The organism is Vibrio harveyi NBRC 15634 = ATCC 14126 = KCTC 12724 (assembly GCF_001591145.1).
Lineage (GTDB): Bacteria > Pseudomonadota > Gammaproteobacteria > Enterobacterales > Vibrionaceae > Vibrio > Vibrio harveyi.
Genome location: NZ_BCUF01000012.1, coordinates 85,628 through 106,528, shown reverse-complemented (window position 1 = coordinate 106,528; position 20,901 = coordinate 85,628). Strand labels below are relative to the sequence as shown.

Annotated in this window: 15 protein-coding genes and 1 pseudogene; 7 read left to right on the top strand and 9 right to left on the bottom strand. The window is 45.7% G+C overall.

The window, feature by feature from the left end:
• Positions 1 to 10 precede the first annotated feature (10 nt).
• From VHA02S_RS08815 to VHA02S_RS08805, 3 genes are all read right to left on the bottom strand, one after another.
• On the bottom strand, positions 11 to 967 hold the full coding sequence (locus VHA02S_RS08815; protein ID WP_009698219.1) for an AEC family transporter: 957 nt from the start codon (positions 965 to 967) through the stop codon (positions 11 to 13).
• Between the two features lie 179 nt (positions 968 to 1,146).
• Positions 1,147 to 2,763 (bottom strand): polysaccharide lyase 6 family protein, encoded by a 1,617-nt coding sequence (locus VHA02S_RS08810; RefSeq protein WP_038897416.1) that lies wholly within the window; start codon positions 2,761 to 2,763, stop codon positions 1,147 to 1,149.
• A 65-nt stretch (positions 2,764 to 2,828) separates the two neighbouring features.
• Positions 2,829 to 4,607: a sodium:solute symporter family protein gene (locus VHA02S_RS08805; RefSeq protein WP_038897417.1), complete on the bottom strand. Its 1,779-nt coding sequence runs from the start codon at positions 4,605 to 4,607 to the stop codon at positions 2,829 to 2,831.
• 696 nt (positions 4,608 to 5,303) lie between these two features.
• Here VHA02S_RS08805 and VHA02S_RS25780 point away from each other — a divergent pair.
• From VHA02S_RS25780 to VHA02S_RS08795, 3 genes are all read left to right on the top strand, one after another.
• Positions 5,304 to 5,462, top strand: coding sequence for a hypothetical protein (locus VHA02S_RS25780; protein ID WP_155484944.1), 159 nt, complete (start codon positions 5,304 to 5,306; stop codon positions 5,460 to 5,462).
• Positions 5,463 to 6,036: 574 nt separating this feature from the next.
• Positions 6,037 to 7,296: an alginate lyase family protein gene (locus tag VHA02S_RS08800; protein ID WP_005450861.1), complete on the top strand. Its 1,260-nt coding sequence runs from the start codon at positions 6,037 to 6,039 to the stop codon at positions 7,294 to 7,296.
• A 69-nt stretch (positions 7,297 to 7,365) separates the two neighbouring features.
• Complete coding sequence (locus tag VHA02S_RS08795) at positions 7,366 to 8,082, top strand: oligogalacturonate-specific porin KdgM family protein (protein WP_005450860.1); 717 nt, start codon at positions 7,366 to 7,368, stop codon at positions 8,080 to 8,082.
• 149 nt (positions 8,083 to 8,231) lie between these two features.
• Here VHA02S_RS08795 and VHA02S_RS26335 read toward each other — a convergent pair.
• The 4 genes and pseudogenes from VHA02S_RS26335 to VHA02S_RS08780 form a co-directional block, all read right to left on the bottom strand.
• A pseudogene (locus VHA02S_RS26335) lies at positions 8,232 to 8,378 on the bottom strand (DMT family transporter); the annotation flags it as partial.
• Positions 8,379 to 8,396: 18 nt separating this feature from the next.
• Entirely contained in the window at positions 8,397 to 9,113 is a 717-nt protein-coding gene (locus tag VHA02S_RS08790; protein WP_017188225.1) for a 3'-5' exonuclease, read from the bottom strand.
• Positions 9,113 to 10,975, bottom strand: coding sequence for a putative nucleotidyltransferase substrate binding domain-containing protein (locus tag VHA02S_RS08785; protein ID WP_029789097.1), 1,863 nt, complete (start codon positions 10,973 to 10,975; stop codon positions 9,113 to 9,115). Before VHA02S_RS08785 ends, VHA02S_RS08790 begins: the two co-directional genes overlap by 1 nt.
• Before the next feature lie 177 nt (positions 10,976 to 11,152).
• The gene (locus VHA02S_RS08780; protein ID WP_005450857.1) at positions 11,153 to 11,872 is read right to left on the bottom strand and encodes a FadR/GntR family transcriptional regulator; all 720 of its coding nucleotides are present in this window, start codon (positions 11,870 to 11,872) and stop codon (positions 11,153 to 11,155) included.
• Positions 11,873 to 12,240: 368 nt separating this feature from the next.
• Here VHA02S_RS08780 and VHA02S_RS08775 point away from each other — a divergent pair, with 368 nt between their 5' ends.
• The 3 genes from VHA02S_RS08775 (at position 12,241) to VHA02S_RS08765 (ending at position 15,330) form a co-directional block, all read left to right on the top strand.
• Positions 12,241 to 13,017: an SDR family NAD(P)-dependent oxidoreductase gene (locus tag VHA02S_RS08775; protein WP_017188223.1), complete on the top strand. Its 777-nt coding sequence runs from the start codon at positions 12,241 to 12,243 to the stop codon at positions 13,015 to 13,017.
• A 119-nt stretch (positions 13,018 to 13,136) separates the two neighbouring features.
• Positions 13,137 to 13,853: a FadR/GntR family transcriptional regulator gene (locus tag VHA02S_RS08770; RefSeq protein WP_005450855.1), complete on the top strand. Its 717-nt coding sequence runs from the start codon at positions 13,137 to 13,139 to the stop codon at positions 13,851 to 13,853.
• 187 nt (positions 13,854 to 14,040) lie between these two features.
• A complete protein-coding gene (locus VHA02S_RS08765) occupies positions 14,041 to 15,330 on the top strand; it encodes an MATE family efflux transporter (protein WP_038897418.1) in 1,290 nt (429 codons plus the stop codon).
• Positions 15,331 to 15,804: 474 nt separating this feature from the next.
• Here VHA02S_RS08765 and VHA02S_RS08760 read toward each other — a convergent pair whose 3' ends face one another.
• On the bottom strand, positions 15,805 to 17,970 hold the full coding sequence (locus VHA02S_RS08760; protein ID WP_009703185.1) for a heparinase II/III domain-containing protein: 2,166 nt from the start codon (positions 17,968 to 17,970) through the stop codon (positions 15,805 to 15,807).
• A 2-nt stretch (positions 17,971 to 17,972) separates the two neighbouring features.
• Positions 17,973 to 20,138 (bottom strand): heparinase II/III domain-containing protein, encoded by a 2,166-nt coding sequence (locus VHA02S_RS08755; RefSeq protein ID WP_038897454.1) that lies wholly within the window; start codon positions 20,136 to 20,138, stop codon positions 17,973 to 17,975.
• Between the two features lie 421 nt (positions 20,139 to 20,559).
• Here VHA02S_RS08755 and VHA02S_RS08750 point away from each other — a divergent pair, with 421 nt between their 5' ends.
• Positions 20,560 to 20,895, top strand: a complete 336-nt coding sequence (locus VHA02S_RS08750) for a cupin domain-containing protein (protein WP_005450851.1) — start codon at positions 20,560 to 20,562, stop codon at positions 20,893 to 20,895.
• The last annotated feature ends 6 nt before the right edge of the window (positions 20,896 to 20,901 follow it).

Here is a 20,901-nt window from a genome sequence, read left to right as displayed (position 1 = left end):
TATGTCCCGATTAAATTAGGTTGTAACTCTTAAGAATGACGATACCCAATGTACAGGTAATTGTTGAGAGTACGGTCGTTAAAGCGATGATGTTTGCCGCTAAGACAGAATTACCTCCCATAGAGCGTGCCATGACATAACTTGCCGCCGCAACGGGAGAAGCGTTCATAAAGAACAAAATGCCAAGCTCAATCCCTCGAAAGCCAACTAAATATGCACCTGTGGTAATCACGATAGGGGCGACGACCAGTTTGTAGCTGCTGGCAAACCAAGACGGCCCTTTCTCTTTCTTCATCAAACTTAAATCGAGTGAGCCACCGGTACACAAGAGGGCGAGGGGAAGCGTCATCTTCGATAGGTAGTTACCAGCATCAATCGCTACATCTGGAACAGGAATCGACAGAAGGTAGAACACCATGCCAGAGACGATCGCGATGATCAGCGGATTGCGCGTTAAGGTTCTCACCATCATTTTGGCGGCTTGAGATCCAGACGTTGCGCCTTTTGGAGACAAACAAATTACCGCTTGTACGTTATAGATAAAGGTGGTTACCGCAACATAAAGTGCAGCCAGCGCCACACCTTGTGAACCGTAAGCATTCGCCACATACGCAATGCCGATGATGCCCGTATTGGCGCGAAAGCCACCTTGGATTAAAACGCCTTGATCGGGTGACGATTTGAAGAACAGCTTGACGGAAACATAGGTGAAAATGAAAAACGCGATGCTGGCAACAATACCGTAATTGACGAAGCCGCTAGCCGCGGAGAAATCGTGCTCGGAGACGACGATACTTAAGAACAACATCGCAGGCAGCGTGACCTGAAACACCAGTTTAGAGCCAATTTCGATAAAGTTGTCGTTGATAAGTCCTATGCGTTTGAAGACAACGCCCAAAACCAGCATTAAGCAGATGGGACCAGTGATCGATAACGAGAATTGCAACTGATGTAAAACAGCATCCATGAGTGTATCCGCAGCAAAAGAAAAGAGTTTTATAATTGTCATACAATTAAACCACAACTCAATCTTGGGAGACAGTAGGGTGGTGAAATTTTCTTCAGTTATTGTGGGGTTACTGGTGAAAGGAGAGGGAAACCAGTCTGGCTTGTATCACCAGACTGGAAGCAAACTCTAAAGCAGAATTACTTTTGGGTATTTGCAAGGAGGTAATCAGGACCAGCTGTTTCTGCCGTTACTACAGACAGCTTGCTCGTATCCGCACCAACGCCTTGGTATTGGGTAAAGCCTTTTGCTTGCTCGCTTTTTGGTAGTTCTACCGAGTAAGAAGCGATTTGCTCTGCGTTAGTCACCGTGCCAACGTACACTTCGTTGTTGTAGGTCGGATTCACCAGCGGTAACTCTTCTGTCGCACGTACACTGACGAATTGCTTTTGCTGATGGTTATCAACCACGTTGCTATCGAAGTGAACATCTACGCCAGCGAAAATGTTTTTCACTTCACTGTTGTTGAACAGGCTCACACGGTGCGTTTGGTTGCCGTAGACAATGCCCCATTCCGTATCTACAAGGGTGTTGTTACGAATGGTGATGTTCTTTGGTGTCCATTGCTTGTTGAGCTCTTTGCCTTTCACTGCTTGGTCGAGCTTCTCGCCGTTTGCCACATCAATGATGCCCGTATTGATTACGATGCCGCCACGTAGATCCGCATTGCCTTCAATTTTGCCATCACGGCCACGCGTGCCAGTGATGTAGTTGTTCTCGATCACGTGGTCTTCATCGTAAATACGCATACCGCCAGTAAGCAGTTTTTCGTTACCTAGAATCACGTTGTCTTTCACTACGTTCGCTTTACCGTGACGAAGAGAAATCAGAGACGCACTTTCAAAGATAGTATTGCCAGAGATTTCATTGCCACCTGACTTAATCGAAATCAGCTCGCGTTCACCATCCATATCAATCAGCAGGTTATTGGTGAACTTAGAGTTTGACGCCCATTGAGACGATTTTGAATCGCCGATTCGAATTGCTTCCCAGCTGTTACCGTTGTAACGAATCGCATCTTTGATATCGAATTCATTGAACTGATTTGGCTTTTGGTCCAAGAAAATGTTGTTAGCAATAAGGTGGTTATCTGGTGTGTCATCTTTTTGTACACCAATCAAAGTGCCGCGCTTTTGCTTACCTTCAAAACGGTTATTGAGCACCTTGCCATCTTTACCCCAAAGTGAAACCCACAAGTATTTCGGGTATTCCGAGCGACGTTCGTCCGGTTGGTATTCGTAAGCGTGGTTGAAGTAGTAGAACGTAGAGTTTTGTAAAGTGTTGTTGTTACCCATCATACGCACACCACCGAAACGTTCAGCAGGACCGCCTTTGGTAAACACCAAACCGTCGACAGTGATGTTGTTACCTTCAAGACGAAGCTGAGCCAAACCCGTTAGCCAAACGCTGCCAGGTTGCTCCGCCTTGATGGTAATGTCGTTGGCTTTTACCGTGACGATATCAAGATCCGCGTATTTACCCGCAGGAATCGTAATTGTTGTACCGTCTGCGGCATTCTCCATTTGTTGTTTCAATGCTTGCACGGTGTCTGCGGATTGCGCTTGAAGTGCGCTGCCATCCACTGTGTTTAAGCGATCCGTAGCAAGCAAGTAATCGCGAGTGATGTCATTCACTGCGGTTTCAACAACAGCGGGAGCCGCGGCTTCCTTGGTTTGAGAAGGTGAAGTGTTACAACCTACTAGGGTTAGGGCAGAAATGGACGTGGCAACCACGCCAGCAAGCATTGTTTTTTTCATAGTCATGATCTTTTTTAAGTAGAAAGCGGTCGGAAGACGACCGCTTAATTAGAGAAGGGAGGAATCTAGCTTTCTGTAACCGTTTCTGAAGCTTGCTCTACTTTGTCGTCAACCGCTTTTACAAGCAGTAGACCAACAGCAAGAACAATCACACCACAGAAGACGAAGATTAGGCGTCCCCACATTGGGTTAGGCAGAACAAACATGGTCATCACGCCAACACCTGCAACCGCAATCAGTGAGCCAAGCATGCGGCGTTGTTTGTTATCCAGTTTCTTCTGTTCTGTAGACTCAGATACAAGTGGTGTCGCTAGGTTTTCGAAGAATTTGTCTACGTTCTTTTGACGCTCTTCTGAAAGCGGCTTGTAGAACAATGTCGACATCATGAAGAAGCCAGCGGTGAAGACTAGGTGAGCGATCAGACCGATAGCAACTTTCAAGTCAGACCATTCGCGACCTGTTAACGGCTCTAGGTTAAACCAGTTTTGAACCATGTCTGCTGTGATGACGAAGCCAACAAAGTAAGAGACGACACCACCCATGACTAGCGTGCCCCAGCCAGCCCAGTCTGGCGTTTTCTTAATAAAGAAGCCGCAGAACGCAGGGATGGTCATTGGGAAGCCGATTAACGCGCCCACATACATCATGGTGTCGAACAGGCTCAGCCCCTTCAGTGAGTTGATGAACAGAGCAACCAAGATGATGGCGACACCAAAGAACGTCGAGGTCAGCTTAGATACCACCACAAGCTCTTTTTCTGTTGCTTGAGGGCGAAGGATTGGCTCGTAGAAGTTCTTAACGAAGATGCCTGAGTTGCGGTTTAGACCAGAGTCCATAGAAGACATGGTCGCTGCGAACATGGCGGCAATCAGTAGACCCACCATACCTGCTGGCATGTACTCTTGTACGAAGTAAAGGTACGCGAAGTCACCAGCTTTAGAACCTGCATCTGGGTATTGTGCTGCTAGGTCAATACCTTGACCTGCAATGAACCAAGAAGGCATGAACCAAATGAGTGGACCCATTGTCATTAATAAACAAGCCAATAGAGCTGCTTTTTTCGCGTTCTTAGAGTCTTTTGCTGCAAGGTAGCGGTAAGAGTTCAGCATGTTGTTGGTGATACTGAACTGCTTAAAGAAGATAAAGAATGCCCAAATACCGAAGATGCTTAGGTAATTCAGGTTGTTACCTGAAACAAATGATGTGCCTTCTTCTACAGGGAAATTATTGATGATCTCTGTAACGCCACCGCCTTGAACGATCGCCACAACCGCACAGGTTACCGTTACTGCCATAATGATGACCATCTGCATGAAGTCAGAAGCGATAACCGCCCAAGAGCCGCCCGTTACCGACATTACAAGTACAACAAGACCTGTCACTATGATTGTGGTGGTCATATCGAAGCCGAATATGCCCGATGCGATGATTGCCAGACCATTCAACCAGATACCTGCTGAGATTACGCTGTTTGGCATGCCAGACCAAGTAAACACTTGCTCGTTGAACTTACCGAAACGCATACGAATTGCCTCTATAACCGTCACGACGCGTAGCTGACGGAACTTAGGCGCAAAGTAGAGGTAGTTCATTAGGTAACCGAATGCGTTAGCTAAGAAGATGACGGCCACCGCAAAGCCATCAGCATAGGCTTTACCAGCTGCACCAGTAAACGTCCATGCACTGAACTGCGTCATAAATGCGGTTGCACCTACCATCCACCAAAGCATGCTGCCGCCGCCTCGGAAGTAGTCACTGGTGGTACTGGTAAACGTTCTGAACATCCAACCTATTGCAATTAAGAATAGAAAGTAGATGCCTACAATAAGGGTATTGAGTTCCATCTTTAGACCTTTTGATAGTTATTTAATGTCTTGAGGTAATACTAACTATCAGTCTGTTTATTTGTAGTACAATAACTCAAAAGCGTGACGAATGATCTGGAATGGGTTGTTTCAATAATCATACAAGTGATCGTGATCGAATATTGACATTGCGCTCAAAAAGGGAAAGGAAAACCACTACAACATCACATTAATCTATCAATAAATTGGATGTGTACGAGGTACGTTCAGTAGGATTTCTAGGTTTAGATATCAAAGGGTATAACGGTGTAAGAAGGTAGGAAGTATTATTAGATTTGTATGACTATTTCAGATAAAAAAACGCCCACGACATGCCTGTAATGCGTGGGCGAAAAACGGTATTGATACCGTCTGAGCCAATAGCTCTGTTGGATTGCAATAGAACAGTGAAACGCGGTTCTGGATGTAGCTGAAAGATACTCGAGGGGTATATCTCTCATCGCTGCTAAGCACGTTACGCTGTAAGATCTTCGACAATCATTGCAAAGTTCAACAAAGCTAGGCTCTGTAAAGTGTTGTTATGATATGGGAGCAACTATACCAATCGACACAAGTCATCATCCTCGTCTGATCGATCTCGGCGCTTTACTTATGCCGATTGGTATTAACGATCTCCGCTTAACTTTCTCCACTTAATTAATGACTACTGACGAATAAAGCGTTTTCATTGGCTTATTGTCCGTCAATAGCAAGCCTAAACTGGTCGCTGGTCGCTGGTCGCTGGTCGCTGGTCGTGATGGGGCGTGGCGACAAAAAGAACAATCTCTACACCCACTTAAGTCCGATGAGGACGACAACGGTAGGGAGCAACAACAAGCTGCTCAGGCCCATTAAAACTTGAGCAAAAGTGAGTAGGGATGACAAAACAGTATTCTTCGATGTTGAAATTTTCACCGGGTGAATCCATCCTGCTCGCTTTGCTTTGCCTCTATTGGCTATTTCTGCTGCTTGCTCACCTTTCTATCTACTTATGTCTCAGTCTTACATAAGTGATCTTCGCTTCTGTTGCGTCGAGCCCTCTTCATTTCATCTCTAAAAACCAAGGATGCTTAACCTGTAATTTGACTCTATGTAGGAAAGATCATGGCGAAAAGCACACGTCAACAGTAACTTTATGTTCTGTGTCTCAAAATCTCCAAATAATTATATTGTATGACAAATAAGGGTAAACTAAGTTGGTGTAAAAATATGCGGTAGAGCACACTTTTGCCCTAAATATTAAGACAATTAAAAACAGTGAAACAGCCTTAACATATTTAATATCAATAGTTTATTTAATTAAGTGGAAGTTGTAATAAAGCTTTATAAGGCGGATAAATCATACAATTAGATCTAATTCACAGATCGCTCAACATCGGCTAGGTACTATATTTGTAGTATTTTAACTCAAGATAAAAGGCCGATAATAATGAAATCCCTACGACCTCTACATCTAGCAACCTGCCTCAGCACCATTCTTTTCAGTGCTAACACTCTTGCTGCAGACTTTGTGTTTCTTGATGAAGCAACGCTTGAACAAAATCGCGCTGTTTTACAGTCAGATAAAGCGAGCGATTCAATGAAAGACGCGTACGATCGTCTGATTGAAGAAGCAGAACTGGCAATGAAAGATGGCCCGTTCACGGTTACCGCGAAAGGCATGACTCCACCAAGCGGTAGCAAAAACGATTACATGAGTATCAGCCCTTACTGGTGGCCAGATGAATCCAAAGAAGATGGTCTTCCTTGGGTCCGCCATGATGGCAAAACTAACCCTGCTTCGAAAACGGCGGAAACAGATTCTAAACGCATAGGTCATTTCACGCGCTCTGTCCGTGCACTTGCGTTGGCTTATTACTTCAGTCAAGACGAGAAATACGCAAACCAAGGTATTGAGTATGTTCGCACTTGGTTTATGAATGACGAAACCAAGATGAACCCGAACGTGAATTACGGGCAGGGTGTTCCTGGACGAGCAGAAGGACGTCGTGGCGGCATCATTGATACACGTACGCTGGCAGATCGCATGCTGGATTCCATTGCCATCCTATCGCTTTCTCCAGCTTGGACGGATAAAGACGAACAGCAAATCACACAATGGTACGGCGAGTACTTAGATTGGTTGATTGTTGATGACTTATCAGGTGGTCCGAAAGGCGAAGCGGCAGCGGCGAACAACCACGGCACTTGGTATGACTTCCAAGTCGCGAGTATTGCTTACTTCTTAGGTAATGAGCCTCTAGCAAAACAGATGGTTCAAAAGGGCAAGATGCGTGTAGACACTCAGTTTGAAAAAGACGGTTCTCAACCTCATGAAATCGAACGCACTCGTGCTTACCACTACCACTACTTCAGCTTAGATCCATTGGTCGGCATCGCTCAAATCGGTGACAAAGTGGGCATCGACCTCTGGCACTACCAAAACAAGAAAGGTGGCTCGTTAGCACAAGGTATTCAGCTAATGGCGACTTATCAAGATCCAGCGTCTGACTGGCCATACACCGCAAAAGACAATCCACGCCGAGTAGAACGCATGACACCAATTTACCTAAAAGCAGGTGTGGCGATGGAGAAACCTGAATGGGTGAAACTGGCAACAGAAACCGACTTTAGCCAATTCACAGTGAAGAAGAATTTGGCAGAAGTTTGGGCTCAGCGCGATATCGAATTGCTTTACCCAAAACAATAAAACCCTAGAAGGGCGGCGTGTAATGCGTCGCCACTTTGAAAAACTATTTATCTACAGTGGAACACTACTATGACATCTAAAAAACAAATTGCTTTAGCGATCGCGACCACCCTTTTTGCAGGCAGTATTTCAGCCGCATCACTAGACTTCCGTGAAGAATACAAACACGATTCAGAACAATGGGCAGGTCGTATTAAGATCAGTGGTAGCACTGGCAATCATTACTACGGCGTTGAAATGAAGCACACAGGCAACCTAAGTGAACTTCAGCGCGGTGACAGTGAGTTTGAATATGGTTACCACTTCAAATTGGATGACCACTGGCGTATTACTACTTCGATGCCAATTACGTTTGGTGATGAAGCCGTGACATACAAACCTCAGGTTCGCGTTCAATACAAATTCGATTCTGGTATCACAACGAAGCTTCGTTACCGTCACGAATTCCGCAACTACGCATCGGGTAAAACTTCAACGGGCTTAGATGGTCAGCAACATGATTCACTAAACGCAGGCAAGATCACAGGTAATATCGATTACAACTGGAACGCATGGCAATTTGGCTTTGAAGCGAACTACAAAGAAGATTTCTTCAGTAATGAGTGGAAGCTTGGCAACCGTGACGGTAAATACGAGTGGGATTACAACCTAAAAGTGGGTTACAAAGAGAAAGGTTGGGATTGGCGTCCATACGTTGAGTTCGGCAACGTTCAGTGTAACAGCTCTTGTGATGACAGCTCATCGCGCCAGCTACGTAGCCGTGTTGGTGTCACGTACAGCTTCTAATCCAAGCGAATACAAATTTAGAGTCTTTCCAATAGCCCGCCCCGAAGCGGGCTATTTTTGTATGGCTTTCGCACGATTACAGTACAAGAGCATATCAACATGAACCTAAAAACGTCTGCATGATCGATGTTTAATCCACTTAGATTGGTAACTTGTCGGATTAACTGGCGAATAAAGACGTATTGAAAAGTGGGAACTTCGCCATTGAGCATTTTGAGTGACACGTTCGAAAGAGACGCAACCAAGTACGCCGCCACCAAAAGGAAGCTGGCGCTAGATACGTCAGATTTTTTCATATTCGAATGTATAGTGAGCTAGAGACTCAATCGATAAAGGGTACCGATGGTAGTTTTTCCTTGAGGTGTAATTCGAGTTTTTTGTGCCAACAACAACTCTGCTGTCGCGACCGCGTCCGCTAACGCATTATGTCCGTTGTACTCAGGCAAGCCATAACGAGCGCGAGTGCCTGATAGGGTGACATCAATTTCGTCACGAGGATTGATTGCTTTCTGTAAGTGTTTTTCAATGCACATAGTGTCGAGCCAAACCAAGGGCGGCTCGCTGAGTTTAAACACGCGCTGAAGATACTGATTGATGAACTGAGTTTCGACGACACAAGCGTGAGCGACTAAAATCTTGCCTTTGGCTGCGCAGAAGAATGCACGCATTGCATCATGGATAGAAACGCCTTCAGACAGCATTTGCGGCGTAATATGGTTGATCACGGCAGTTTCTGGCTTGATTTGTGAATCGCTATTAATATACATGTGCCGACTGGTGGCAAGATCTACTTTGCCATGAACAATGTCGACCCAGCCGATTGATAAAATCAAATCTTCTTCGCTGTCTAATCCTGTCGTTTCCAAATCCAATACAATATAGCTGGCATCCTGAGCGAATTGCGTGGCGTCCAAATATGGCGTTTGAACCAACGCTTTGATGTGCTCTGGCATTGTTGTTTGCTTCGCGTATTGCTCACGCTTTCGATTCAGGCGTGAGCAAGGATGAAAGTGGTCTAAGATCCGCTTCATTAACGGCTCCCAAAGCGCACTTTCGCGGCTTCTTGCAAATCCGCAATAATACGGAAGGCGTCTTTCAGGTGTTGGCGTTCAAAGCTACCGAACGTGTTTGGGTCGATGTGGTTATTTGGCTCTTCACCGCGTTTAAGCGCCTCTAACTGATGACCAAAACGGAACGACAAGATGAACTGGTACGCGTTCAGGATGTTCTTGTACGCATCTTCACTCAATACACCCGCTTCATTGGCGGCTTTGAAACGCTCGTCGGTCGCGGTTAAATCACACTCAACTGCTAAACCGTAAATGCGCGCCAAATCAATGATTAGGTTGATGGCGTACTTTTTCACGTCTAGCGTCTTCTTATTCTCGCCGGATTTCTCCAAGACTAAACTGTTGAAGATGCCAAGCGGAGGGTTCGTGTTTACCGCATCATTCACCAGCATGGAAAGGAATTCACGGTTACTGCGAATGTTGGTGTGCAGTTCATCTCGCAAGATACTTTCGTAATCTTTATTGCCATAAAGGGTACGAATTTCCAAGAACACACTGATGTTCAGTAAGCGTTCGTACTCTGGGTTGGCAACCCATTTCTTGTAGTACTTCTTCCAGACACTCAAAGGTTGGCACCACTTTGGCGTTGCGGCCATAAATTTGCCAGGACACAAAGGATAATCACAACTCGCAAGGCCGTTACTGACGATCATAGCAAGATGCTTGAAGTAAATTCGGTCATTCTCCGTCGCGTGGTCAGCAAGGACGATCGCACTGTCTTGATCCGACAGCATGTGGACTTCGTTACGAGCGTGCGAACCTGCCACAATCCATGAGAACTTACATGGTGGAGGGCCAAGTTTATCAATCGCGATTTGAATCAAGCGGCGCGTGTAAGCGTCCATGATCATCGTCATCACTTTACCGATGACTTCCGGTGAAACGTGCCCATCAACCAGAGCTTCAAAGATAGCTTGGCGCTCTGGTGTGAAGCTCGACAGTGATTTTACGCTGCCCGCATATTTGATTTTTTCGATTAAGAAGATCGCTTGTACGCGGTGATTTTGTACAAGGTGCGTCGTAGTAAGAACACCTACGACCTTATTGCTCTCGACCAGCGGTAGATTGCGGATATTGTGTTGCATCATCATAGATGCAGCGTGTAAAACTAGGTCATCCGGTTTGATGGTCTGTGGATCATGCGTCATGACCTCTGAAATAGGACTGTCGGTACTTACCCCTTGCGCGATAACACGCTTGGTCATATCGCGGTCGGTAATTAAACCGACGATTTTGTCATTCTCATAAACCACGGCACAAGGCGAGCACTTAGTTAGCATTTCGTTGGCAACGGTTTGAATCGACTGGTCGGCTGTCACTACAGCAACGCGACCACTGGCAACTTCACCAACTCGGCGAATGAACAAACCTTTCTCTTTGTTGGACCAAACGACATCCAGTGCTGATTTCAAACGAACCTGTGCCTGTGAAGCAAAATGCTCCGCACATTCAGGGTGCGCTTCAAACAATTTTTTGAGAGCAGAATTAGGAATTACGTACACCAGCGAGTTCTCGATAGCGATGGCTCGATAGCCCTTATTGCTGTCTATTTGGCTACCAAGAAAAGTAAAACCGAAAATGTCTTCAGGACCCAGTTTCGCGCGTAGTACACCATCAGACTTTCTTTGTTCCATGGAGCCTGTGCGGATGATATAGAGTGATTTCTCTTGCCCAGTCACGCATTGGTCAATGACTTCACCTTTGCCAAGGTAAGTAATCTGCACGTGCGATGCGAGTTCACGCAAAGCCGGTTTTGGAATTTTGTCGAATGGGTCGATTTGCCCAATAAATTGCAAGATGTTTGGCAGCAGAGATTCAGTCATAACACGGCACATTAGATGATTTAATTTGTATTATTATATATCTAAGACCATGCGAAGTATCATTGATTAGGAAAATTTTTGTGAAGGTCGAAGGGATTCTGAGAGGATAAGAAGGAAAGAGTAGACAAAAAAGCACGCGCTAGGGCGTGCTTTTTAATGTCAGATCTAGAAAGTGCTTTAGTTGACTGCGGTCAGGCGGTGCTTTGAATCGAGTAGGTGGTTTGCCGAAGCTTGGCGGGCCTTATCCGGGTTACCTGCCATGATTGCATCGTAAATTTGGCGGTGTTCTTTGATACACGTGCTACCTTCTTCCGAAGAGTGGGCAATGAAGTTCACGAACATGGTCGTCAGAATATTGCCAAACGGGAGGTAGAAATCGTTACCTGTCGCATTGAAGATTAGGCTGTGGAAACGGGTATCGACTTCCATCCAACGTGCTTGGTCAAATTCTTCGGCTTCTGCCACTTCAACCATTTGTTGGAAAGTTTCCGATAATTCAATTCGTTGCTCTGCTGTCGCGTGGATAGCTGCGAGTGCACAGGCTTCCGGTTCGATAGCTCGGCGTAAACCTAGGAACTGACTACAGAATTGGTCAGTGTCAGCAAGTCCGTCCATCCATTCAATTAATTGAGGATCCAAAAAGTTCCAGTAAGCGCGGTTGATAACACGCGTACCAACTTTAGGACGAGACTCTAACAGACCCTTCGACGTCAGCAATTTTACTGCTTCACGTAATGCGGTGCGGCTAATGCCAAATTGCTCACAAAGAACCATTTCACCGGGTAGGATAGAACCTTGAGGGAGCTTACCAGACAAAATGCCACGAGCGATTTCACGTGCAACTTGCACATGAAGGCTTCGCTTCGAGCCTGAGATAGAATGAAATTCGCCAGACATAATCTTCACTTAATTGCTAAATATGTATTATTTAAGCCGTACTATAGCACTCCTACACCCCTGTACCAAGCGGATGTTAACGTAATATAAGAGGGGTCACAGAACCTTTCTTTGCAGCAGGCACAATCAATGTTTGCGTTGACTTCAGCCTATTCTCTCAATCGTTTTGAACGCTATCAACTTGTTAAATTATTCATACAAATAATAGCTCAAAAATCCAGCACACTGTGACCAGAAGCACAATTGCGGTTCAAAAATGACGAATTTTGCCAGTTCTCACTCAATTGATAGTAAATACGCTTGCAGGAGAAAGATCTTATTGTATGATTTATTCGTTTAGCACGAATAACTAACATAGGTAAACCGTAATGTTTAACGATTTGAAAGGTAAACGCGTACTTATCACTGGCTCTACAGCAGGTATGGGCTTAGCGGCTGCACGCGTGTTTGCAAAATACGGCGCAAAAATCGGCATCAACAGTCATCAAGCTGGTCCAGATGCCGATGCTGCGGTAACCGAGCTTACCGCACTTGGTGGTGATGTGAAGTTTTTCCAAGCGAATCTTATGGTGACCGCTGATTGCGAAAAACTGGTTAAGGAGTTCACTGATCATTTCGGTGGCATGGACGTGCTAATCAACAACGCTGGTGGTCTTGGCGGTCGTGAAAACCTAGAAAACATTGATGATGAGTTTTACAACCGTGTAATGGATCTGAACGCACGTTCAGCGTTAATGACAACCAAATACTCAATCCCACACCTACGTGCGTCGGCTGCAGAATCTGGTGAAACTGCTTGTGTGATTAGTACTGGTTCTATCGCTGCTCGTGAAGGTGGTGGTGTTGGTGCAGGTATATACGCAGCATCAAAAGCGTGGTTGCATGACATTCACCGTAACTGGGTGAAAGAGTTCACTAAAGATAATATCCGTTTCAACATCGTTTCACCGGGCACAATCGACACAGCATTCCACGATGGTAAGTCTGATGAGTTGAAAGCGGCGATCGCAAATGGCATTCCAATGGGACGCTTTGGTCGAATCGACGAAGTTGCACCAACATTTGCTTTCTTCGCTTCACATGCATGTGCGGGTTACATCACTGGTCAAGTTCTGGATGTAAATGGTGGTCAAATGGCGCCATAAGCGCTGACCCATTTCGTTTCAGACGAATACACTGACCTCAAAAAGCCAGCTTCGTCTGGCTTTTTTTGATCATTTATTGAGTGCCAAAGCACTGGAAACATAATTATAAGGAGCGTCAAATGGCAAAATTTTCTCTTGTGGAAGATTCACACCGCAAGATTCATGTGCAAGTTGCCAGACAAATCGCCCGCAAAATACTGTCAGGTGAGCTAAATCAAAATGAAAGGCTACCGAATGAAATGGAACTCTGTGACGCATTTGGGGTGAGTCGTACGGCATTGCGCGAATCAACCAAACTGCTTTCAGCAAAAGGGTTGATCGAGTCTAAGCCAAAAGTAGGGACAACAGTTCGTGCGCGTAATAATTGGCATTTTCTCGATCCACAACTCTTGGAATGGATTCAAGATTTAGAAGATACCGAGCCGTTTCTGGCTCAGTTTTTGGGGCTACGTAAAGCGATTGAGCCTGAGGCATGTGCCTTGGCTGCAAGTAACGCAACGGCAGAGCAAAGAAAGGAATTGTCGGTCATTTTTCAGCGTATGACCATGGCAGCCAGTCGCTATGACTATGACGATTGGACGGTCAACGACCACCTGTTTCACCAGACAATTTTCTTGTCCACGGGCAACCAATTCTATATTCCGTTTGGCAATATTCTCTCGACCATCTTTAAGCTGTTTATCGATCATTCAGCTGAAGGTGGTCGATTCTGCATTGAAGAGCATCGTGAAATTTATGACGCCATCATGGCGGGCAATGGCGATCAAGCTCGGTTAGCGTCGCACACTTTGCTGAATGACGAAAACCAAAAACTGTCCCAGGTTGTTAACGGTTGATGAATCAACATATGTTTGGCTTTGCTCCATGAATATGAAAAGGGGGGCAGAGCCAAGGTTTTAATGACAACCGCTTGTTGTGTTAGCGGTTCTCTGTGACAACTTTGAAAGGTCTAGCATGTCTTCCCAACCCTATATAAGAAAAAATCTGTCCCTCGCTTGGCCTTTGGCCTTGAACGCACTGTTAATGCAGTCGATGTTAATGATCGACACCTTCCTCGTATCACCGCTCGGTGAAGTTTCTCTTGCTGCCATGGGTATTGCTACCACCATCGTCTCCTTTGTTTTAGGTATACAAATGGCGTTGGCGAACGGTTCACAGTTGGTACTTAGCCGTGCGGTCGGATCTGGGCAACATTTGTCGCTCAACAAAGGCTTCTGGGCGGGCTTAATTATCAACGTTTTGGTCGCGGTTTTGTTTTGGACATTAATTACCGCCTTCGACAAAGCGCTGATCAGTACGTTAACCGATAATGTCGCCCTTTATGCAGAGACCGAACGCTACCTCGCTGTTGCTAAGTTCATCATTATTTTCAACGCAATTACTCAAGTGATGATCGCTTTGTTTAATGCACTTGGTCGAACCAAAGTGCCGTTTAAAGGTTACTTGATTGAGTTGCCAGTGAACATGGCAATGTCTTATGTGCTGATTCACGGATTAGCAGGCTTTGAGGGGATTGGTGTGCAAGGTGCAGCGGCAGGCAGCTTAATCGCGATCACCATTCGACTGTCGTATTTGACTCTCTGTATCAAGTTAGATGACTCCATTGTCTTGTCGACTAAAAATCTGGATGCTTCACTGAAGAGAAACACACTCAATCACTTTAAAGAGATTTTCCCTGTTGCAGCAAACGTGACCATGCTGCAAACCGGTGCGACCATTTACATGTTGTTGTACTCGCAGCTTACCTTGAACGCCTACGTAGCTATGACCATTGTGATGCCTTGGATTAAAGCAGGTACACAGTTCATCACAGCTTGGGCACACTCGTCGGCGATTACGATCAGTCAAGCTATCGGGTCACGACAAATGGATGAGTTACGTAAGAACGTTGATATCAGCATCGATATGGCAGTGATGATCTCATTTGTGTCCGCTGCCTTCTTTCTTGCGTTGAGTTTCGTTCTTCCAGATTTGTATCCAGATTTGGACCCGACTACATACGTTGCACTTGCTTCCATTGCCCCGCTGTACATTTTGTTGCCAATTGTGCGTGGCTATAACACGGTGCATGGGCATGTTTTACGTGCATTAGGTAAGACAACGGAAGTATTCAAGATTAACTTCACTGGTCAGTGGATCGTGTCTATCCCGTTATGTGCGTTGATCATTCTGCATTGGGACCTTTCTTTTTTCTGGGCGTTCGCCGTCATGCCATTTGAGGAGATAGTAAAAGCGCTACCGTTTAGGCATTTGGCGCGTAAATCCCTTAATGAGTTTGATTTAAAGAAAGCAGAAAAGCTTATGTATGATTAATAAGTAAGTTGTCATCCGATTAAAAGCCCTCAACGACGAGGGCTTTTTTATGCCAGTTGCTTGCTCACTATGGAAGGGAGACAACCGATGAGAGGAGCTTTTAACACCGATTTCTACGGATAAGGTACTCAGTGAAAGGGGCGTTTTAAGTGATAGGCCAGATTCTAGAGGAACAAGAAGCCCTCGCTTTGAAAAGCCCGAAACATTGGTCAAGTTGGTGGAGTTTTGTTCTCTAAGTTAAAGCTAAACCGCAAGTAACCTGATAGCTAATGATTAATTTCAAACATCCCTAATCAGCAGAGTCCTGTGGTTAGGTGCTTTTTGTGCCTTCAATAAAACACGTACAAACGATTTGTTTTGATAAAACTGAGAGAGACTTAGTGATTTGAATTGAAAGAAAAAAAGCCGAACATGACGTCCGGCTTTGAATTAGTTCCCGATTTTTTACATTAATTTTTAGTGGCTATCTAAAGATTAAATTTGTGCGAATGCGCCTTCCCAAGTGTAAGCCACACCGTCGAATTCAACGCGATGTGCAGCGTTTTGCTTGTCTTCATCTAAGTTGCAAATAGCGAACAGATAAGCGTTGCCTGTTGTGGTTTGCAGACGAATCACAGTACCCACTTCGTTGTTGCCAACGACGGTTACTGACTCAACTAGGCCACGAGCGCCAACCGATGCTTCGATAGACTCGTTGAAGTAACCGTGTGTTTCTAGCACTGAGGCAAACACGTGGTTCTGACCTGATTGACGTAGGATAAGTGCTGGTTCGCTCTTCAAGTTGAAGTCTGGATCATTTGCGCCTGTGCGGGTGAAGAACACTTTGCTGCCGTTAGTTGCGCTTGTGATTAGCGAGTAGTAGCTGTTGTCGTGCAACCAGCTTACCAGTGAACTGCCTTCGACTTGACCAGAACCGATGTTCCATAGGTGCTGGTAGCCGTTGTCTTCGCCCATTGGACGCAGCGTGCTTTCTACATCGTATTCAAAATCCGTACGGATGATTTGACCAGAGTAGTGCACTGGCAGGTCGTATTGGTGTTCTTGATCTGCTTCGATGCGGTAAACATCAATCACAAGCGGTTTTTCGAATTCTGGCAACTCAGCAAGAATGATGCTGCGCTGCATGTCTACGCCGTTGTAATAACCAGAGATGCGACCGCTCATGCCTTGCAGTTTTTCGTCATCAGCTTTGAAGAAGTGCTTAGAACCGAACTTGGTTTCTGCTAGCGCTGTGTCGAAGTTGTTTTGTGTCTTTTGGTCAACCGTTACTGTGTTGTGTGCGACCGTCTGCTTACAGTAAGACTTGTTCTCTGGGATGTAACGACCGCCAAATTTAGGCTCAACGTTTACCCAGCGACCAAAGCCGTAATCGTGCAGCACTTCATGACCGCGGTTAAACACGCTCAGGTGTAAACCATCGTAGTGACCGTGGTCTAGCGCTGAGTGGTACTGATGATCGGAGCCGTGTTGACCAAACCAGATAAGCGCCATTGTGTCGTCGTCTTGCTCGTCACGGTGACGAAGAATGCTTACGCCGCCTTTTTCGCCCTCTGGACCGTCTGTTACGAATAGGCTACCCCAGTTGAACGGTTTGATGTTATCTGCGGCTGCAACTGCGTCAGACAATGTTTTACCTGAGATATGAACCCAAACGTCTTGCTGGTGGTCTGCCATACCAAGTAGCGTTTCAGACTGCTCGTAACGGTGGAAACATACTGACGTAGCCATGATTACGCCTTCATCATTGATCGAAATCGTCTTCGATGAATCGTTCAACGCTGGCAAAGTACCATCTGGGAATGCCGTCTTAAATACGGCATAAGACGTGGTCTTGATGACCGAGTCGTTAAATTCGTAAATACCAAGCTCAGGCTGACGACGCTCAATCGCTTCTGCGAATAGGTAGATTGGACGTAGCGAGAAACGGTGGTAATAAGGACCTTCCATGTAGTAGCCGTCTGGCGAGAACAACTGGTCTAACTGAGCTAGGAAGCCGCCGCTGACCTTGTCTAGTTTCAAGCCGTAAAGCGCTTTGTCTACCGCATCTTGATCGTTAATTGCGTAACCACAAATACCCACAGCGGCTACTGCCCATAGACCGTGGTTGTGTACGATGTCGAAGTCGTGACCGTAAGTTACCACGAACAGCTCAATCATTTGCTTGAACAGGTCGTTCTCAATCAGTGATTTTTGCTCTTCTTCCAAGGTATGGTAAATGCAGCTGTACGCACAAGACGCGTATAGCATCCACATGTTCTCGTTAAGAGTTTGGTGGAAGATCTTACCCGGAGGGTTAGAGTCACGGCTGGTGTTGCTCTCTAGCGTCGGATAAACCTTCGCGTAAGCCGTTAGCATGTCCACGATGTAATCGCGGTATTTCTGTTCGCCAGTGATAAGGAATAGGCGGCCCGCTAGATCGATGTGGATGTAGTTTTGCTTGTGACGGTTATGCTCGTAACCGCCGCCTTCGCCGTGACCTGGAACTTCAATACCTACCTCTGCCATGTAAGCGTCAGTTTGTTTGATGTCACGTGCTAGTGCATTTCCTAATAGGCTATCCGTGCCAAGTGCTTTGCTTAGTTCTGCCGCTTCTTCAAAGTTCATTAATAGCGGTTGGTAAGACTGGGTTTGGTAGCTCATTATTATTTCTCCTGCCCGAATGCGTTCACTTCTAGAGAGTAGAAGCCATTCCAGCTGTAGGTTTTACCGTTCATTTCTACTTGGTGTGGGGTTTGGTCGTCAGCGCCTAGAACATTGCTGAACATCACAGTAACCAGTGATTTTTCAGTCGTGATTTCTACGATGCTGCCAACGGCGTTGTAACCCACGACGCGGATATCTTTCACCTGACCACGTGCATTCACCGATTGCTCAAACTCTTCATTGAAGTAGCCGTGTGTTTCTAGCACAGAAGCAAATAGCGTCGATTCGCCCTTGCTGCGCAGAATGAATGCCGGTTCGCTACGTAGGTTAAAGCTTGGGTCATTGGCGCCAGTGCGAGTGAAGATCACTTCATTATCGCCGTTCTGTTTCGCGCTGCTGCTTGTGCCTAACCAAGTGTAGTAGGTGCTGTTTTGTAGCCAGCTAACTAGCGCCATATCTTGCACTTTGCCGCTTGCTACTTTCCAAAGGTGTTGGTAACCGAAGTCATCGCCAAGCGTGTTCAGCTCACCAAAGCTTTGGTAATCGAAGTTAGTACGTACGATTTGACCATCGTATTGATGAGAGTAGTCGTACTGATGCTCGCCTTCACCTTCAATGCGGTAAAGGTCTAACAATAGCGGTGCTTCAAGCTCATCTAGGTTAAGCATGAACACACTGCGCTGCATGTCTGTGTTCGGGTAATGGTCGTTCGCAAACGCGCTCATACCGTTGATTTCAGTGCCTTCTACTTTGAAGAAGTGAGGCAAACCGTGCACTGAATCAGCGCGATCAACATCGAAACCATTCTGACATTGCTCATCAATCGTTACCGCGTTATGCGCGATAGTTTGACGTGCGTACGATTTGTTTTCGTCTAGGTAACGACCGCCGAATTTAGGCTCAACGTTTACCCAGCGACAGAAACCGTATTCACGCAGCACTTCTTGACCACGGTTGAAGAAGGTAATGCCAAGCGTATCGAAGTTACCATGTCCCATGCCGTGTTGACCGTAGTTCATTACAAGCTGTGACACATCACCGGTTTTATCCTGCATACGGATAAAGCCTTGTGCACCGTTGTTGCCAATTGGACCTTCGTTAAGTTCCACACTTGGCCAGAAAGGTATACCGATTTCACGGTCTGCGATTGCTTTATCGTAAGCTTGAGAAAGCTCTAGACCACAAGGGTGCATCCAAACTGCGTTTTGAATCTTCGCCATGCCTAGAATGTTGTCATCCAAGCCGTAGTGCTTGCTGTAAACGCTCACTGCAACTTGAACACCCATATCGGTAATGCTCATGGTACGAGATGCGTCGTTTAGGGCTGGGAACTCACCATTCGGGTAAGCTGTTGCCAGCATCGCCTGTACTGTGTTGCCAATCACTTTGTCTTTGTAGTTGTAGATGTCTACTTCAGGCATGTGACGGTGTACCACTTCTGCGAATACACAAGTTGGACGAATCGCATAACGATGGTAGTACGGACCTTCCATGTAGTAACCAGAAGGTGCGAACAGTTGTGAGATTTGCGCTAAGAAACCGCCAGTATCATCACGGTCTTGACCATACACAGACATCTCTAGATATTCAGGTTTGCCAATAGCTAGACCACAAATACCAACAGCCGCCACTGCCCAGATACCGTGGTTGTGAATACGGTCGAAATCGTGCGCGTATTTCACGGTGAACATGTCTAGCATTGGTTCGAAAATGCGCTCAACAACCGCAGTGCGCTCTTCTTCTGTCATCACTGATGCCACGCAAGAGTAGGCAAGACTAGTAAACATTAACCAACAGTGTTCATTAAGGATCTGGTGGAAAAGACGACCTGTAGGGTTAGTGTTTTTCTGTACGTGGAAATCAAAGGTGAGGTACTTCTCTGCGTAAATAGCGAGAAGATCTTTAACGAACTGCGCGTACTTTTCTTCTTGAGTGATCAAGAACAAACGACCCGCTAAGTTCATGTAGGTATAGTTTTGTTTGTGGCGGTTGTGCTCGTAGCCACCCGCTTCGCCGTGACCTGGGACGTCTAGAGGCAGACGCATGAAGGCTTCAAGTTCCTTGCGATTCGCTTCAATGGATTTGCCCATTAAGCTCGGCTTTCCGACTTCCTTTCTTAGTAGTTCGACTTCTGCTTCAGTCAACAAAATCGGTTGTGTAGTCATTTCTTTACCACCCTCAGATGAAGTGTGTTGTTTTCTTAAACTCTCCATAAAGTAATACAATATTAAGTTTGGGTGTAGTTTTTGTGGCAAAAAGGGAGAGTGAAATCACGTGATTTTAGTTAACTTATTGATTTTTAATGCGGTGGAAATCCTTTGTGTGGCTGATATTTCTACGTTATCAATCGCTAAGTGGAATGCTTTAGGTCTCCCCATTTGATGAATATCACATATTTTTAGATATATTGTATGACAATTGAGGTAGATCGGATATGCTCTTTACCAATTCGACAGCAGACCCTTTCGTTTCGTGTTTCACTTTTATCAACATGACGGTTTTTTAAGAGAACCTTCTTGTAAAAGCATGGCTAAGAATGAAGTGCAGTAGGGTTCGCTTTAATAGAGACTTTTTAGGAGTATGACGATGAATTCTTTCTTTGTATTAGATGAGAACCCGTGGGAAGAGTTAGGCGGCGGTATCAAGCGTAAAATTGTTGCTTACACAGATGATCTGATGGCTGTTCACCTATGTTTTGACAAAGGTGCGATTGGTGCTCCACATACGCATGAGATTCACGATCAAATCGGTTACGTAGTACGTGGCAGCTTTGAAGCAGAAATCGAAGGCGAAAAGAAAGTACTGAAAGAGGGTGATGCGTACTTTGCTCGTAAGCACATGATGCATGGTGCGGTTGCACTAGAGCAAGACAGCATTCTTCTGGATATCTTCAACCCAGCTCGTGAAGACTTCTTAAAGTAACGTATA

Coding starts and splice junctions, on each gene's coding strand:
- VHA02S_RS08790 (WP_017188225.1), bottom strand. CDS start 9,113: ATGAAGCGGATCTTAGACCACTTTCATCCTTGCTCACGCCTGAATCGA.
- VHA02S_RS08815 (WP_009698219.1), bottom strand. CDS start 967: ATGGATGCTGTTTTACATCAGTTGCAATTCTCGTTATCGATCACTGGT.
- VHA02S_RS08770 (WP_005450855.1), top strand. CDS start 13,137: ATGGCAAAATTTTCTCTTGTGGAAGATTCACACCGCAAGATTCATGTG.
- VHA02S_RS08810 (WP_038897416.1), bottom strand. CDS start 2,763: ATGAAAAAAACAATGCTTGCTGGCGTGGTTGCCACGTCCATTTCTGCC.
- VHA02S_RS08805 (WP_038897417.1), bottom strand. CDS start 4,607: ATGGAACTCAATACCCTTATTGTAGGCATCTACTTTCTATTCTTAATT.
- VHA02S_RS08780 (WP_005450857.1), bottom strand. CDS start 11,872: ATGTCTGGCGAATTTCATTCTATCTCAGGCTCGAAGCGAAGCCTTCAT.
- VHA02S_RS08765 (WP_038897418.1), top strand. CDS start 14,041: ATGCAGTCGATGTTAATGATCGACACCTTCCTCGTATCACCGCTCGGT.
- VHA02S_RS08760 (WP_009703185.1), bottom strand. CDS start 17,970: ATGAGCTACCAAACCCAGTCTTACCAACCGCTATTAATGAACTTTGAA.
- VHA02S_RS08750 (WP_005450851.1), top strand. CDS start 20,560: ATGAATTCTTTCTTTGTATTAGATGAGAACCCGTGGGAAGAGTTAGGC.
- VHA02S_RS08800 (WP_005450861.1), top strand. CDS start 6,037: ATGAAATCCCTACGACCTCTACATCTAGCAACCTGCCTCAGCACCATT.
- VHA02S_RS08755 (WP_038897454.1), bottom strand. CDS start 20,138: ATGACTACACAACCGATTTTGTTGACTGAAGCAGAAGTCGAACTACTA.
- VHA02S_RS08795 (WP_005450860.1), top strand. CDS start 7,366: ATGACATCTAAAAAACAAATTGCTTTAGCGATCGCGACCACCCTTTTT.
- VHA02S_RS08775 (WP_017188223.1), top strand. CDS start 12,241: ATGTTTAACGATTTGAAAGGTAAACGCGTACTTATCACTGGCTCTACA.
- VHA02S_RS08785 (WP_029789097.1), bottom strand. CDS start 10,975: ATGACTGAATCTCTGCTGCCAAACATCTTGCAATTTATTGGGCAAATC.